The organism is Rhizobium sp. 2MFCol3.1, from assembly GCF_000377565.1.
In the GTDB taxonomy this organism is placed as follows: Bacteria; Pseudomonadota; Alphaproteobacteria; order Rhizobiales; family Rhizobiaceae; genus Rhizobium.
Genome location: NZ_KB898357.1, coordinates 317,169 through 332,648 on the forward strand (window position 1 = coordinate 317,169; position 15,480 = coordinate 332,648).

A 15,480-nucleotide genomic window follows, 5' to 3' on the forward strand; every position below is an offset into this window, starting at 1 on the left:
TGCCGGGCGCCACCCACGACGTGGATCAGGGCGCCACCGGCTATTCCGCGGGAAACAGTCTGCTTGGTTTCATTCGCCATCAATCGGTCGCAAACTGGCGGGCCGCAGCAACCGACCGCCCGACCCATCCGCCATACCTCGAACAGCACTATCGGGAACGGGCTCCCCTCACCCCTCACATCCCCCCTCAAAACGCGAAAAAGGCGCTCGCGCGCCTTTTCCCTTGTCATGTCAGGCGGAGCGTTCCGCCTGTCCGTCACCGCTTAGCCGACATGCGGCGCGGTGGTGGTGTCGTGCTTGTCGTCGAACAGGATCTTGACCGCTTCCGTGGTGTTCTGGAGAACCGCCACGTCGTGCCAGCCGCCATTGGCGTTGACGCTGACCACCGTGTCGGCACCCTGGACCGTCGTCTTGACGCTCGAGAGCGCCTCGGCTTCGGTCGACTGGTGGCCGAGCAGGCTGTCGAGGAGCTTCGACACGTCGAGCGTATCGCCCTCGCCGGCCTTGTAGTCCGTAATCACGTCGGCGATCTTCACGTCCGAAAGCGCGTCGGCATCGAGCACGAACGTGTCGGCGCCTGCGCCACCCGTCAGCGTATACATGCCGCCGGCGCCCGACAGGATATCATCGCCATCGCTGCCGATCAGCGAGTAGGCATGGTTGTCGTCGGCACTGCCGAGCGTCGCATCGAAGGCAACCTCGACAAAGTGGCCGGTGGAGCCATCCGTCAGCGTGTAGCTGCCATCGGCCAAAATCGCCTGACCGTTGATCGCGCTATCCGACGCATGCGCATCGAGCGACAGGCTGGCGATCTGATGATCGGCAAGGCTCGAAAGCTCGCCGGCATCGCTGATGCCATTGTGGTTCAGGTCCTGCCAGACGAGAAGCTTGGAGAAGGCCTCGTCATTGGCATCGATCTTGCCATCATGGTTGCTGTCGAGCGTCGCCAGCGCCTGAAGACCATCGACATAATTGCCGCCGGCAAAGTGCGGCGAGAAGATCTCGCTGCCATTGTCGATCTTGCCGTTGCCATCCACATCGTAAGCCAGGATGCCATCCGTGCCGGCCGTCCAGGCGATCTTGTCCTGGTGACCATCGGCATTGATGTCGAAGGAGACACCATGCTCGAGGGTGGTGAGCGCGACGCCGTTGTGGTCGAGGTCGAGGATGATGGGGTCGATGGCGGAAGTGGTGGTGCCGAAGAGAGACTTCAAGCCATCGTTCGGAAGCGAGTAGCCCTTGAGATCGACCAGGGTGTAGTCGGATCCTGTCTGGTGTTCAAACAGGAAGGTGTGTTCAACCGTCTTGTTGGAGCCATCATCCTTGAGCATGGCCTTGAAGGCAACGATCGTGTTGTCCCCAAGCGCCTGCAGGTACTTTACCGCCACCGCCAAATCTAGCATCGAGTTGATCGGGACTACGCCGTTGCCGTTGCCGCTCTTGAAGGTAACGACGCCGTTGACAATGGAATGACCCGTAATTGTCGAGCTGGCACCATTGCCGAAGAGCGCGGTTTCCTTGAGCGTCACATCGGCAAAATCGCCCTTCGAAACATCAGCGGCAATCTTCAAGCTTCCGCTGTTTGGAAGCTCGATTTTGTCCTGGCTGGCATCGAAGTCGGTGATCTGATCGTAACCGGTCACCGAGTAGCTCGAACTAAAGATAGAGCTAGACAATTCTATGGAAGGCTTCGAATCTCCGGCCGCGATCCTGAAGATGTCAGCACCCGTGCCGCCAGTCATGATATCGGCACCGCCACCTCCGATGATAATGTCGTTCCCGTTGCCGCCGACAAGCGTATCGCCACCGCTACCGCCAACGATCGTGAAACCTTCCGACTGGCTGGAGAGATTGATGGTCACACCAGATGTCGCCGAGGACGCTGAGATGACTTCGACACCCTTCAGGCTGTTGTCGTCCAGATTATTCAGATCGCTTGACGTTGAGGTCAGATTGATCGTGTCAATGCCGGAACCGAGATTGATGTCGCCGCTACCGACCAGAATGGAGTTCAACTGAGCACCTGTCAGGGTGATCGTATCGTTGCCATCGCTGCCGACCAGATGACCAATCTCGACGCCGTTGACGGATGTCGACGAGGCACCGGAGATATCCATGTTGCCGGTGACCTTGACGTTCACGGTGTCAGTGCCGTCGTTCATGTTGATGCTCGAGAAGCCGGCCCATTGCGTGGCCGAAAGCGTCACCGTCTGATTGTAGTCGGACTTGCCGCCATCCTGACCCACCAGTTTTTCGACGTTGACAATCTCCGTCGAAGACAGATCGACGATGGCCTTGTCACCGTTGATCTGCAGTGTGTCGGATCCGGCGCCGCCATCGACCTTGAACATGCCATTGTAGGCATAGATCACATCATCGCCCGAACCGCCGATGATGATGTCGTCACCGCCCTTTCCATCGATTGTCGTACCGTTGTTGGAAGCGATGATAATTTCAGCGCCGGCCGAACCGATAAGCGGACCGGTGGCACGGACGACACTGGCAGAACCCGTATCGGTGTCCTTCGGCGAGCCATCCGAGACGACATAGCTAAACGATCCGCCGCTCTGACCTCCATCCTTGAACGTCACCTGCGTAACGTTGCCGGTATGGCTTGCAGTATCGTTCGAGGATGTCGCGCTGGCACCAGTGATCTTCAGCGTGTCGCCATCCGCATCGCGGGCGAAGTGAAGCAGCGCCCAGTCCGGGATTGCGGTCGTGGTATTGCCGGTGATGACCTTGACCGGACCACCTGCATCCGGCGCGGTGTTGACCGGGCCTTCGTAGACATCGCTGATGTTGATCGTGAAGTCCTTGGTCGTGAACGCACCAGCAGCGTCGGCCGCCTTGACGGTGATCGTGTGCGAGGTCGCCGTCTCGTAGTCGAGCAGCGTGCCGTTGGCGACCGACACCACGCCGGTGGTGCTGTCGATCTTGAAACGACCCTGGGCGTCATTGGTCAGCGTGTAGGTGATTGTGCCGCCATTGACGTCCGAGGAGCTGGCGGTGATGCCGACCAGCGTGCCGTTCGCGGCGTTTTCCGCGACTGTGTTGTTGGTGGTGTCGGCGTCAACCGGTGCGCTCGGAGCAACGTTGCCGACCGCGATCACAAAGGTCTGGGCTGCGTAAAGGCCGCTCGGATCGGAAGCCTTGACGACGATCGAGTGCGACGTCGCGGTTTCGTAGTCGAGCAACGCTCCGTTGGCGACCGTGACCACACCCGTCTTGCCGTCGATGGCAAAGCGGCCACCGGCATCATCGGCGAGCGAATAGGTCACCGTGCCGCCGTTGACATCCGTTGCACTCGCGGTGATGCCGACGAGCGTACCGTTTGCAGCCCCTTCAAGGACAGTATTGGCAGCGCTGCTGGTGTCGGTCGGAGTGCTCGGCGCGACATTGCCGACATCGATCGTGAATGTCTGGGTGGTGAAGGCGCCGCTCGGGTCGGAAGCCTTGACGACGATCGAATGCGACGTCGCGGTTTCGTAGTCGAGCAACGCTCCGTTGGCGACCGTGACCACACCCGTCGTGCTGCTGATTGCGAAGCGACCGCCTGCATTGTCCACCAGCGAATAGGTCACCGTGCCGCCATTGACATCCGCGGCACTCGCGGTGATGCCAACGGTCGTGCCGGTGGCAGCGCCTTCCGCGACCGTGTTGTTCGCGGTGTTGGAGTCGATGGGCGTGCTTGGCGCGACGTTGCTGACCCCGATAATGAAGGTCTTCGAGGTTGTAGCACCACTCGGATCGGACGCCACGACGGTGATCGAGTGCGAGGTTGCGCTCTCGTAGTTGAGCTGCGCGCCGTTGGCGACCGTCACCACGCCGGTCGTGCTGTCGATCGCGAAGCGACCGCTGGCACTGTCGGAGAGCGAATAGGTCACCGTGCCGCCATTGACGTCGGTTGCGTTGGCAGTGATGCCGACCACCGTGCCGTTGGCAGCGCCTTCTGCAACCGTGTTGTTGCTGCTGTCGGTGTCAGCAAGCCCCGACGGAGCAACATTGGTGACGTTGATCGTGAAGGTCTGCGTGGAGCTTTCGCCCCTGCCGTCGTAAGCCAGGACGGTGATCGTGTGAGACCTCGCATCCTCGTAGTTGATGAGCGAAGCGTTCGCCACCGTCACGACGCCTGAGTTAGCGTCGATCTTGAAGCGGCCACCAGCATCGTCCGCGAGACTGTAGCGGACTTGGTCGCCATCGGGATCGGTTGCGTTCGCGGTGATACCGACCGTCGTGCCGTTCGCCGCACCTTCGGCGATGGTGTTGTTGCTCTTGTTGCTATCGATCGGTGTCGTCGGCTTCTCATTGACGTCGCCGACCTGGATGGTGAAGGTCTGCGATGTCGTGAGGTTGCCGCTGTCCTTCGATGTGACGGTGATGTCGATGCTGTGCTTGGCTTCGTAGTCCAGCGACACGTTGTTCTTCAGCTTCAAGGAGCCGTCGACCACTTCGAAGCGGTCATCCGATACCGTGTAGGTATGGGTGTCGCCGACATCCTTGTCGGTGGTCGTCAGCTTGCCGATGATGGCTCCGGCGTCGTTTTCGTCGACCGTGTTGTTCGACAGGGCAATCGCCGTCGGCGCGTCGTTGGTGCCGTTGATGGTCACGGTGACGATCTTCGACGTGCCGTCGATCGACTGTACCGTGAAGCTGTCGACCGTGCTCGCGCCGGCCTTGAGCGCCTGGATATCAGGGTTGGCGTTGTCGGCGGTGTAGGTCCAGTGGCCGGCCGTATCCAGCGTGAAGGTGCCGTATTTGCCTGCCGTCGCCTGCTGGGCGATGAAGGCGGACTGGTCGTGGTCGACGTCGACAACCGTCAGGTTGCCCTGGGTGAAGAGCTGGCCGGCGGTCGCATCGCGGATCACGATGTTGTCGATGCCGAAGTCTTCGTTGGTGTAGTGCTCGTTCAGGGTGTTGCCGAAGCCGAGTGTGACCTTGTTACCGACCCCCTCGGCAATGATGCTGATGTGGTAGATGCGGTCGAGATAGAGGCCGCTGCCGCCCATCTGCGTGTCGACACCACTCGAAGTGATGACATAGGTGCCGGTGATGCCGCCTACCGTAAACGTGCCCGTGGTGCCGTCGAGACCATCGTTGCCGGTGTTCTTCGGCGTGAAGGCGAAGGCCATGCCGTTGTTCAGGTAGACCTTGAGCTGCTCGCCCCTGTCCCAGCTGTCGATCTTGATGAAGTCGAACTCGATCTGGGCCACGGCCGGGCCGGCGGAACCGGCCGGTGCAAGCGTGATCGTCTTGGAGATCGATTCCCGGCCATCGTAATCGCCGAAGTTGTTTTCGGAGAGATGCTGCGAGAAGCCGCGGGTCTGCACGAGAGCGTTCTTGCCCCAGCCGCTGGCCGAGCTGTCGGAGCTGAAGTCTTCCTTGTAGAGCGGTGCCGAAGTGTTGATGGTCGCGACGTCCTCGGTCACCGAACCCGTCGTCGTTCCACCGATCACGGCGGCATCGTTGGTGCCGGTGATGGTGATCGTCACGTCTTTGGTGATCACGCCGCCATGGCCGTCGTTGATCGTGACCTTGTAGGTCTCGGTGCGAATGTCGCCTTCAGCCAAAGCCTCAGCCGAGCTGTTCAGCTTGTAGGTCCAGCCGACGCTGCCGCCCGCCGTGGTGGCGGATTCGGTCACGGCGCCGAGCGTGAAGGTGCCGTAGGTCGGGCCCTGCGGCGCCGTTACGGTCGCGGTATGGGTGTCGATCAGGTCGGCATCGGTGAAGGCAATCGTGCCGGTTGCCGTCGGGGTGGTGTCCTCGATGACGGAGCCTTTAGCGGGGTCGACGATGTCGAAGACCGGCTTGTCGTTGGTGCCGACGAGCTTGACGGTGATATCGCGGAACGTGGTCGAGCCGTGGCCGTCGTCGACCGTGACGCGGAACACTTCCGTGCGGGTCTCGCCCTCGGCAAGCTTGTTCAGCGTCGCGTCGTCGACATGGTACTTCCAGTCGACCCAGCCGCGACCATCATTGGCGGTCTCCTCGGTGACAACAGCCGTCAAGGTGCCGAAATAGCCGGTGCCGCCGGGGCTGATCGTCAGCGAATGCTTGTCGCCCTGGTCGTCATAGATATAGAAGCCGCCGCCGTTGTGGCCGGAAGCGCCACTCGGTGCGTTGTCGAAGACTGTGCGATCGGTGGTGGAGCCGGCGCGAGGATCGGTCGCCTGGTATTCGGTGATCGTGCCGCCGTCCGGGAAACCCTCAGACGTCCGCACGATATCGTTCTTGCCTGTCACGGTCAGCTGGTAAACAGCCGACTTGCTGTCGCCGTCACCGTCGGTGACAGTGAACGGGATGGTGATCTTGGCGACTTCGCCTTCGCTCAGGCCGTCGAAGCTGTAGCCAGGATTGATCGTAAAGACACCGGTCTTGTCATCGTAGCTGTAAGCAGTCGTGGGGAGCGTGATCGTCGTACCCGAGGGCGTCGAGATAGTGATATGCGTCGTGTCGAAGTTCACAGAGCCCTTCTCGTCGGCGCCGAAATTGAAGTCCGTGCCTGCATGCAGGTTGAACTTGATCGCGCCGCTGTCTTCGACGGTCGCGCCGGTGAAGACAGGAACGGCAGCACCATGCGTCAGGCTGATATTGGCGAGATAGGTGCCGGTGTTGTCGTCAGGGTTGCCGACCTCCTTGAAGGTCAGCGTATTGCTGCCGCTTCCCGCCGTCACATCAAGGCTTACGACCTTCATCTCAGCCGTTACCGGCACGAAGTAGACCTTGTCGTTCCAATGAACCTCAAGAGCCGACGAGTCTGGATCGTGCGAGCCAACTTGGAAGCTGATCGTGTACTTGTCGCCCGCCGTCAGGCCGGCAACGCTTTGCGAGATCGCGATATTGCCCGGCGAAGCGCCGAGATCGACCATCGGGTGGCTATTGGCTCCGGAGAGACCGAAGTAGGTTCCGACGATCTTTTCAAGCTGAACGCCGGCCTGGCCGGGAGCGGTGCCCTCAATCTTCCAGCCGGTCGATTCCGTCGCCCATGCGCCCCAGTCTGCGGTATGCGCCCAGGTGCCGCCGGTGAAATCGCCGTTCGAGAGTAGGTTTACGTTCTGCAGCGGGCCGGTGATTGTCGGCTGGCTGTCGGCCACGACGACCGAGAACTTCTGATCGACATAATCGCCGTCGCCGTCATAGACACGGGCGACGAGGTTGAGCGTCAGCGTGTCGCTGCCCGGCGCGTGGTCGAGGTTCTGGAACAGCGTTGCAACGAATGTGCCGTTACGAACGACGGAAACGATAAAGACCGGGTTGTCGGCACTCTCGCCGTGCTTGAAGGCAACGATTTCCTGGTCGCCGCCGTTGGTCGGGCGGACGAGGTATTCAAGCGCAATGCGGTCGGAGGTCAGGCCGGCGTTGATAACAGGGTTGCCATCGGTGTCCAGGCCGATCTCGACATGGTTCGCCGCCTTGTTGTCGGCGCCGAGATTGACATGCAACGAACCGCTGTCGACCGATACGAAAGGCAGGCCGCTCTCGGCGAGGTGGCCGGTATCGACAGGCGCCGCGATCACCGGCTTGTCGTCATGGATCGTGGTCGAAAGCGTCAGGTTGACGCTGTCGCCGTCGCCGTCCTTGGCGACAACGGTGAAGCTGAGCGCTTGGTCGGCGCCGCGCCCGGCATTGCCCGGCTGATGGTCGATATTGCCGAGCAGCGTAACCTTCCAGCCGGCATCGCCCTGGTTGAGGACGGCGCGCAGCACCACTTCGCCGCTCGCGGTGCGGCCCTCGATCGTGTGGGCGTCGGACGAGAGGCTAAAGAAGACTGGACGCTTGTCGGAGGTCAGGCCGCTGTCGACGCCGGCGCCGCCGGCAACCAGCGAGCCGCTTGCGCCGCCGTTCACGGTGAAGCCGCCGGCAAAGGCCGTCGAGCCGAAGCCGTCCGCGCCGAAATTAACCGCCAGATTGCCGGATGCGACGTTGCCATGGCCGGCGTCGGTGCCGGCGGGCTGGGTACCGACCGCCACGATGCCGCTTTCAGAGAGCAGCGCCTGTGAAATACCGTCCGCGTTGGAGAGGACAGGCTTGTCGTCGGCGACGATGACCGTGAAGTGGCTGGAGGTCGGATCGCCATCGGCGTCGGTCGCGGTGAAGGCGAACTGCAGGCCGCCCTGGGGTATCGACTGATGGTCGAGCGTGTCGATGAGCGTCAGCTTGTACTGACCCGTCGTCTTCGACAGCTCGACGGTGAAGATGGTGCGGCCATCGGCGGAGATCGCCGTCAGCAGGGTGTTGTTTGCAGACAGCGTGTAGTGGATCGCATCGCCGTTAGAGGTCAGGCCTGTCGGCTGCTGCGCGTCAAAGGTGACGCCGCGCAGGTCGACATTGTTGTCAGCACCCCAGCTGATGCCGAGCGAGCCGGTCGCGACCGACGGCGTGAACTGGCGCAGCTCGACGTCGTCGATCAGGATCTGGTCGCCGGTGCCGCTCGTCTGGGTGATTTCGACGCGCAGCTGCCAGCCGGCATAGTCGCTACCGATGACAGGCGAGTTCAGGTCGACCGAACCCCACTTGCCGTCGGCCGGTTCCGTCAGCGTGACCTCGGAGAGCACGACCGTCTGGTTTCCGTTGGTGGCGATCAGCTTGGCGACGCCGCCGCCAAAAGCCTGGTCGGAGCGGTTGCCGACGTCGAAATGCAACGAATAGACCTGGCCCGCGGCGAGCGTCGTGCCGGTGTCCTTGGCAAGCGTTGCGCCTTCGCGCAGCCAGACGACGTTGCCGCCATCGTGACCTTCAGCCGAGACGATCGATGTTGCCGGTGCGAACAGGCCGCCGACGCCGCCGGTGATGGTCCAGCCGGTCGGGGCGTTGTAGCTGTAGTTGCCGTTGGAGTCCTCGTGCACGTCCTTCGGGCCGGTTGCCAGGCTGTCGTGCTCGAAGGTGCCGTTGGCGAGGATCTGCGAGGAGCCGACTTCAGCGGCATGGCCGAGCGTCGGCGCGCCGATCGTGGGGATGTCGTCCTTGATATGGAACTGCAGCTCGATGTTGACGGTGTCGCCGTCGTAATCCTTGCCTGTGAGCGCGAAGCTCAGTTCCTTTGCGACGGCGTCGTCGCCCAGGTGGTCGATCGCGCCCTTCAGTTCGAAGACGTAGCCGCCGAGCGCGGGCGCCAGCGACAGGGTGAACACCTGCGAGCCCTGCGAGGGAACATGGCCGGCCTGCGGGTCTGCGCCGACATAGCCGTAAAGCGTGTTGCCGACGACGACGTAGTGAACCACCGCACCGCCGGACGTCAACTGCGGCTGGTTGACCAGCGCGCCGAAGCTCAGCGAGCCCGCCTTGTAGCCGTCGGGTCCGAAGTCGACCGCGCCGTTCGACAGGAAGCCTTCGACCACAGAGCCGATGCGCACTTCATCCAGCGGATTGCCTGTCAGGATCGCATGCTCGTCGATCGTCGTGTTGACGTCGTTGACCTGCGTGCCGACTGGGTTGGCGTCATCGACATGCAGGTTCAGCGTGAACTTCACCGCATCCGTATCACCATCCTGCGCCGTCAGCTTGAAGCCAAGCGACAGGTCGTCGCCCTTGACGTGGTCAAGCGGCTTCAGAAGCGTGAAGCTGTAGGATGCCGTCGCCGGGTCCAGAACAACCTTGAATACTTGCACGCCCGAATGTTCGGAAACGTATTTGGCCGAAAGCGCGATCGGGCTGACATAGCCGTAAAGCGTGTTGCCGGAGAGGACGTAGCGAACCGTATCCCCATGCGAGGTCACCGCAGGTTGGCCGGCGATGCCGTCGAAGGCGAGCGAGCCGGTCTTGTAACCGTCGGCGCCGAAGTTGATCTCGCCGTCGCCTGCGTTGCCGTCGATCAGGCTGCCGGTGATCGTGTTGTCGGCAGGCGTCTTCGTCGTCAGCGCCATCTCGCCGACATGGTTTGCAGTCGCATCGGCAATCTGGTTCGGTGCCGCCACGTCGTCGGTCACCTTGACCGTGATCGTCGCCGGCGCAGAGACGTCGCCGTCACCGTCGGTGATCGTGAAGCCGAAGCCGATCTCCTTGACGTCGGTGCCCTGCGTCGGATGCGACAGCGCAACGTTCTGCACATACTTGTAAGTGCCGTCGGCATTGACCGTCAGCGTAAACGCGATGGCGCCGGTGTCGTGGACCTTACCGGTCAGCACGTTGCCCGACTGCGTCACGTCGATCGCAACGCCTGCCGTCGTCTTCAGGTCGGAAGGAACCGTCGTGAAGTGGATCGCCGTGGCCAGCGAGCCACCCTGGTAGCCATCGGCGCCAGGCGCGAGCGCCGACACATGGCCCGTCGCCTCGATCGCACCGGACGCAAGGTTGTGCTCGTCGACGGACAGCGTGGCATCGCTTGGATTCACAGGAATGTCGTCGGCGACCGCAACGGAGAAATAGACCGGGACCGCATCGCCATCCGAATCCGTGGCGACGGTATGGAAGGTCAGTGTCAGCGCGTCGGTGCCCTTGAACTTGTTGTCCAACGGGCCGGTCAGCGTGAATTCGTAGGTGCCGCTGCCGTCATCGTTCAACGTGACGGTGAAGATCGGCTGTCCTTCGGCGGTGGCGACGAGCGTCGTGCCGTTATCCGAAAGGGAATAGGTGAGCGCGATACCATTCGATGTCAGGGCAACGGTTTCGCCATTGGCATCGACCGCCGACATAGCGGCGACTTGCGCGGAGGTATCGCCTGCAGCCGAGGCGAAGACGAGCGAGCGGCCGACGCCGTCATTGGCGCCTGCGACGTCATAGTTGTCGGCGCCCCAGGAGATGTGAAGGTCGCCGGAAGCGGTCGTGGATGACGAGGAGACGGCCTCGCGCAGCAGAACCGGCGTTTCACCGCCGTTGCCGAGATTATGCTCGTCGACTGTCGTGTTGCTGTCTTCCGACGGGCTCCAGGCGATGACGTCATCCTTGACGTTCAGCGTCAGCGTACCGTTGGCGATATCGCCGTCCTGATCCTTGACCTGGTAGCCGATGGTGAAGGCCTGGGTGTTTTCGCCCTGGCCGGCCGCGTGCTGGATCGCGGCGTTCTGGACGATCGTGTAGATGCCGGAGGTGGTGTCGCTGAGCGTGACGGTCAGAACCGTGACGTTAGTGCCATGCTGGACCTGCGAGATCACGATGCTGCGGCCATCGGCGCCGACGGCCTGGAAGAAGGAGCCTTCGCCTGCAGGCGACGTGGCGAGGCCGGCGCCGGTCAAGAGCACGGAGCCGATGCCGTCGTTGCCGGAGAGGAAGCCGAGCGTGCCAGTGGTGTTGAGGAGCGTGGCTTCGCCGTTGCCACCAGGCAGCGAGCTGTCGTCGAGCAGGACCACGGCATTGGCAAGTGCCGTCGGGGTATCGTTGTTGAGATCAGGCGTGCGCTCGGGCGTGAAGTCCGGCTGCTGCGTATCGGCCAGCAGCGAAGCGAGCTGCGTTGGCGCGCCGCCGTTGCCGGGTGTCGTGTCCTGGAAGTTGGCGCCGGAGCTCGAGGGGGAGGAGCTGGCGGAGTAGGAGCCGTCGGGGCCGGCGGCGACGTTGATGTTGCTCTGCTCGAGAGCCGCGATCACGGCCTGCTGCGGCAGCTCGACTTCGCCGAGCAGGAAGGTCGGAACGTGGAGCGCGCCGTTGACGATGACGATCTCGGTGCCATCGGCCTGGACGAGGACGAGGTCGTTGCCGCGGACGTGGATATCGTCGATCGCGGTGCCGGCCGGCAGGTGGGCGATGTTGTTCTGATCCGGGACAACCTGGCCTGCCGGTGCGGCTGCAGCGGCTTCCTGGGCTGCCGGCAAGCGGCCGGTCGTTTCAGTCGACTGGGCGCCCTGCTGGTCGGCCGGCTGAGTGGTATCGGCCTGTGCGACCTCGACGCCATCACGGGCGGAAGTCTGCAGGCGGGCGTCCTGATGAATATCGGAGATCAAGTCATGCGATGCGTTTTCATTTTCAACGACAGAGATGCGAGAATCTTCGATAGACATACAAAATACCCCAATGAGAAACTGAGGCCAAATAATTCTGCCGAAGATACAAAAGCAATACTGCCTTATAGGCGCCGATATAGCCGGTTATGCATCCACCCAGAAATGTTTAAGAACGGTTAACCGCAAAACCGCTTAGTCGGTAAAATTCTAATAAAAATAGAACGATAGAGGCTATTCGGCCACAGCAAAGCGGCCCCGTTTCCGGGGCCGATTCGAGCGTGTTTCAGGTGTTTGCAAGAAGGCTTGCCAGGCCTCAGCGGGCCGGCGCCACGAGGCAGAAGAAGGCGCCCTGCGGGTCGATCGCCTGTATCACCCAGCTGCCGCCGGGCACTTCCATCGGGCCGTTGACGACCTGGCCGCCGCCGGCCTTGACCCGCTCGATGGCGGAATCGATGGCGGGGACGTTGAAGTAATAGGCCCAGGCCGGCATCGGCACATTCTCCGGCTTGGTCATCATGCCGCCGACAGGCGTGCCGTGCTCGGCGAAGATGCGGTAGACGCCCATCGGGCCCATGTCGAAGTCATGGTCCTTGGTCCAGCCGAAGAGCTTTTCGTAGAAGGTGAAGGCCTCACCGCCATCGCCGGCGTAGAGTTCGCTCCAGCCGAGCGTGCCCGGCGCGCCCATCGCGGCCTCGGGCGGCGGGGTGTCCATCGGGGCCGGTGTCATGATGCAGATCACGGCGCCATGCGGGTCTGCGACCACGGCGAAGCGGCCGATTTCGGGGATATCCTCCGGCGGGCGGCGGACGGAGCCGCCATTGGCGGCGAAATCCCGGGCGCTCTGATCGACATCGTCGACGGCGACATAGCCGGTCCAGTTCGGCGGGATGCCGGTGCCTTCAAGCTCTGCGGGAAAGACCATCATGCCGGCGCGGCCGACGCCATCGGCCTCGAAGATATTATAGGGCGGCATGCCGGGGACGGTCATTTCGCTGGTCGTCCAGCCGACGACCTTTGTGTAGAAATCCTTGGCGCCCTTGGTATCGGGCGTCATCAATTCGCACCAGATGAACTTGCCGTGGGTCTCCGACATCGTGATCTCCCTTTCACGTTCTTCGTTGCGTCGATATGGGCGCTGATGATCTCAGGAGCCCATGATCTCAGGCCTCAGTGGCAGCAGGATGACGTCTTGGGCGCCTCAGCATATTCGTCGTGGCGCTTGACGAAGTTCATCGTCGAGTCCTCGTTGCGGCCCTTCGGGGCGCGGTCGAGGATCATCAGCGTGCCGATCAGCTCTTCCGGGCCGCGGGCGTAGCTGGAGTATGTGTGGAAGATCTCGCCTTTCTCGTTTTTATAAAAGGCGCTCAATCCCGGCAGTTCGTCATTGGCATCTTCCGGCGGGATCGAAGTAAAGTTGTAGAATACTTTATCCTTGCCGAGATCTTCCGGGCTGAACGACACGTGATAGTCGAAGTTGAAGTCGCTCGATGCCGAGGATACCCAGGGGAACTTCCAGCCCATCCTGGTCTTGTAGGCCTCGATCTTGGCGACAGGGGCGCGGGAAACGGCGACCCAGGTGACATCGTGGTTGTTCAGGTGCGGCAGCGCGCCATCGACATGGTCGGACAGGAACGAGCAACCGGGACAGCCGGCCTCCCAGTCGGGACCGAGCATGAAATGATAGATGATCAGCTGGCTGCGGCCATCGAAGAGCTCGCTGAGCGATCTCTTGCCATCTGGCGTGTCGAAGGCATAGTCCTTCTCGACCTTTACCCAGGGAAGCGCCATGCGCTCGGCATTGACCTTGTCCCTCAGATGCGTTGCTTCCTTCTCCTTGAGAAGCAGCGCGCGGCGGGCTTCGAGCCATTCTTCGCGGGAAACGACTTGGTTCTGCATCGTGTGCGCCCTCCTCCGGCGCGACCGAAACGGTCCATTCTCCTTTTCCTTGACTATATATATTGATATCAATAGAAATTGACCATGTCAAACGCTACCGAGATTCCTTTCGCGACGACGCTTCTGGTGCGCGACACATGTCTCTGCCTGCACGCGCAGCGGGCGGCGCGGGCCTTGGCGCGGCTGTTCGACGATGCGCTGAGGCCGGCCGGGCTGACCAACGGGCAATTCTCGCTGATGATGTCGCTGAACCGGCCGGAGCCGCCGCCCATGGGGCCGGTCGCCAAGCTGCTTGCCATGGACCAGACGACGCTGACGGCGGCGCTGAAGCCGCTGCAGCGGCGCGGCTGGGTCGAGGTCTTCCCGAACCCGAGGGACAAGCGCGGACGGCTGCTGCGGCTGACGCCCGAGGGCATGCGCGTGCTGACCGCCGCGCTGCCGATCTGGGAAAGCACGCATGCGGCGCTGGAAAAGACGTTGCCCGAGGGCAATGCCGAGCGGCTGCGGCAGGATTTGCAGGCGCTGGCCTAGCTCCGCGCTGCGATGCGCGGGTCATCGCCGAAATCGGCGCGGGTAAACCCAATTCTCGCTTTCGGAAATTCGCAGAGCGCTTGGACGCCTGATGCGGAGAGGCGCAGGCGCCATGTCTGGCGCTCGACTGGATCGCGCGCGGCAAAGGCCGAGGCGGTGAGCAGCGCGATGTTGCGGCGATGGCCGGGATCGCGGACCGAAGCGTAGAGGATCGCCTGGCAATCGGCGTCGCGGGCGGAATCGGCCAGCGCCTGGCAGGGCTCGTAGCGCTGAGGGTCGCTCCAAACCGCATGATCGCGGTCGAGCGGCGGCGCGGTGAGGTCGATTGCGCGCGGTGTCTCGATGGCCGCGGCAAAGGCGGTGTATTCGGCGGCGTTGGCGGGAAGCGGTGTATCGGGGGAGTCGGCGAAGAACAGCAGCCGGTAGAAAGCCATCTCGGAGATCGCGGTCTCGACTGCTTCCGACGCATAATAGACGCCGAGCGTGCGCCCTGCCCGGCGGAAGCGCGAGCCGTGGGGATAGATGGCGCCGTAGCGGAAGGGTGTCGCCAGCAGGTAGTCGAGACCCTTGCATTCCGGCGGCAGGACCGGCTTGCTTTCTTCCAGCAGCGTTTCGAGCAGGGCCTGCTCTTCCAGTGTGTCGACGATCTTCAGGGTCGAGATCTGATGCTGCGCCTCCACCAATCGCCAGAAGCGGCCGGAGACGGGTCGCGCTTCAGACGATAGCGCGGCGGGCGTCCAGGTAGGCGAGGACATCGGTCAATCCTGATATGCTGACGATCTTTTCGAGCGGCGTGGCGCCGAGCGCGGTGTTGGAATTGCGCAGCCATGAGCGCGCAACCGCCTCGTCACCGCCGACGATGGCATCGAGCGAGCGGAACAGGCGGACTAGCAGGATGGCGAGTTCGAAGGATTTCGAGCCGCGCTCGAGCAGGTAGTCCTGCCTTTTCATGCGCGAAACGGTGGCTTCCGACAGGCCGAGCACTGATGACAGCGTGCGGGCACTGATGCCAAGGCGTTCGGCAGCGGCAACGGCGGCCTTGGTGATGACGACGGCTTCCTGGGGATGCGTGCCTGATAGCGGCTGGGCGATGGCCATGGCGATCTCCTTTCCTTGGAAATAATATAGCGATTATATTTCCAATGGAAAGATGGTTGGCGGAAATTCCGCCCGAAACGAAAAC

6 protein-coding genes are annotated in these 15,480 nt (G+C 62.3%); 1 reads left to right on the forward strand and 5 read right to left on the reverse strand.

From position 1 onward, the window contains the following. Nucleotides 1–263: 263 nt before the first annotated feature. The 3 genes from D460_RS0112940 to D460_RS0112950 all read right to left on the reverse strand — a co-directional run bounded on the left by D460_RS0112940 (nt 264) and on the right by D460_RS0112950 (nt 13,766). Nucleotides 264–11,927, reverse strand: a complete 11,664-nt coding sequence (locus D460_RS0112940) for a cadherin domain-containing protein (protein ID WP_018898978.1) — start codon at nt 11,925–11,927, stop codon at nt 264–266. Nucleotides 11,928–12,183: 256 nt separating this feature from the next. Further along, nucleotides 12,184–12,963, reverse strand: a complete 780-nt coding sequence (locus D460_RS0112945) for a VOC family protein (protein WP_018898979.1) — start codon at nt 12,961–12,963, stop codon at nt 12,184–12,186. Between the two features lie 74 nt (nt 12,964–13,037). Next, nucleotides 13,038–13,766 carry a thioredoxin family protein gene (locus D460_RS0112950; RefSeq protein ID WP_018898980.1) on the reverse strand — a complete coding sequence of 243 codons (729 nt, stop codon included), beginning with the start codon at nt 13,764–13,766 and terminating at the stop codon, nt 13,038–13,040. A gap of 84 nt (nt 13,767–13,850) precedes the next feature. Between D460_RS0112950 and D460_RS0112955 the strand changes: the two genes are divergently transcribed. Then, nucleotides 13,851–14,297 carry a MarR family transcriptional regulator gene (locus D460_RS0112955; protein WP_018898981.1) on the forward strand — a complete coding sequence of 149 codons (447 nt, stop codon included), beginning with the start codon at nt 13,851–13,853 and terminating at the stop codon, nt 14,295–14,297. Here D460_RS0112955 and D460_RS0112960 read toward each other — a convergent pair. Next, complete coding sequence (locus D460_RS0112960; protein ID WP_026283091.1) at nt 14,294–15,052, reverse strand: RES family NAD+ phosphorylase; 759 nt, start codon at nt 15,050–15,052, stop codon at nt 14,294–14,296. The two genes, D460_RS0112955 and D460_RS0112960, sit on opposite strands and share 4 nt — an antisense overlap. Then, a complete protein-coding gene (locus D460_RS0112965) occupies nt 15,012–15,395 on the reverse strand; it encodes an MbcA/ParS/Xre antitoxin family protein (protein WP_018898983.1) in 384 nt (127 codons plus the stop codon). The genes D460_RS0112960 and D460_RS0112965 overlap by 41 nt, the downstream gene beginning before the upstream one ends. Between the last annotated feature and the right edge of the window lie 85 nt (nt 15,396–15,480).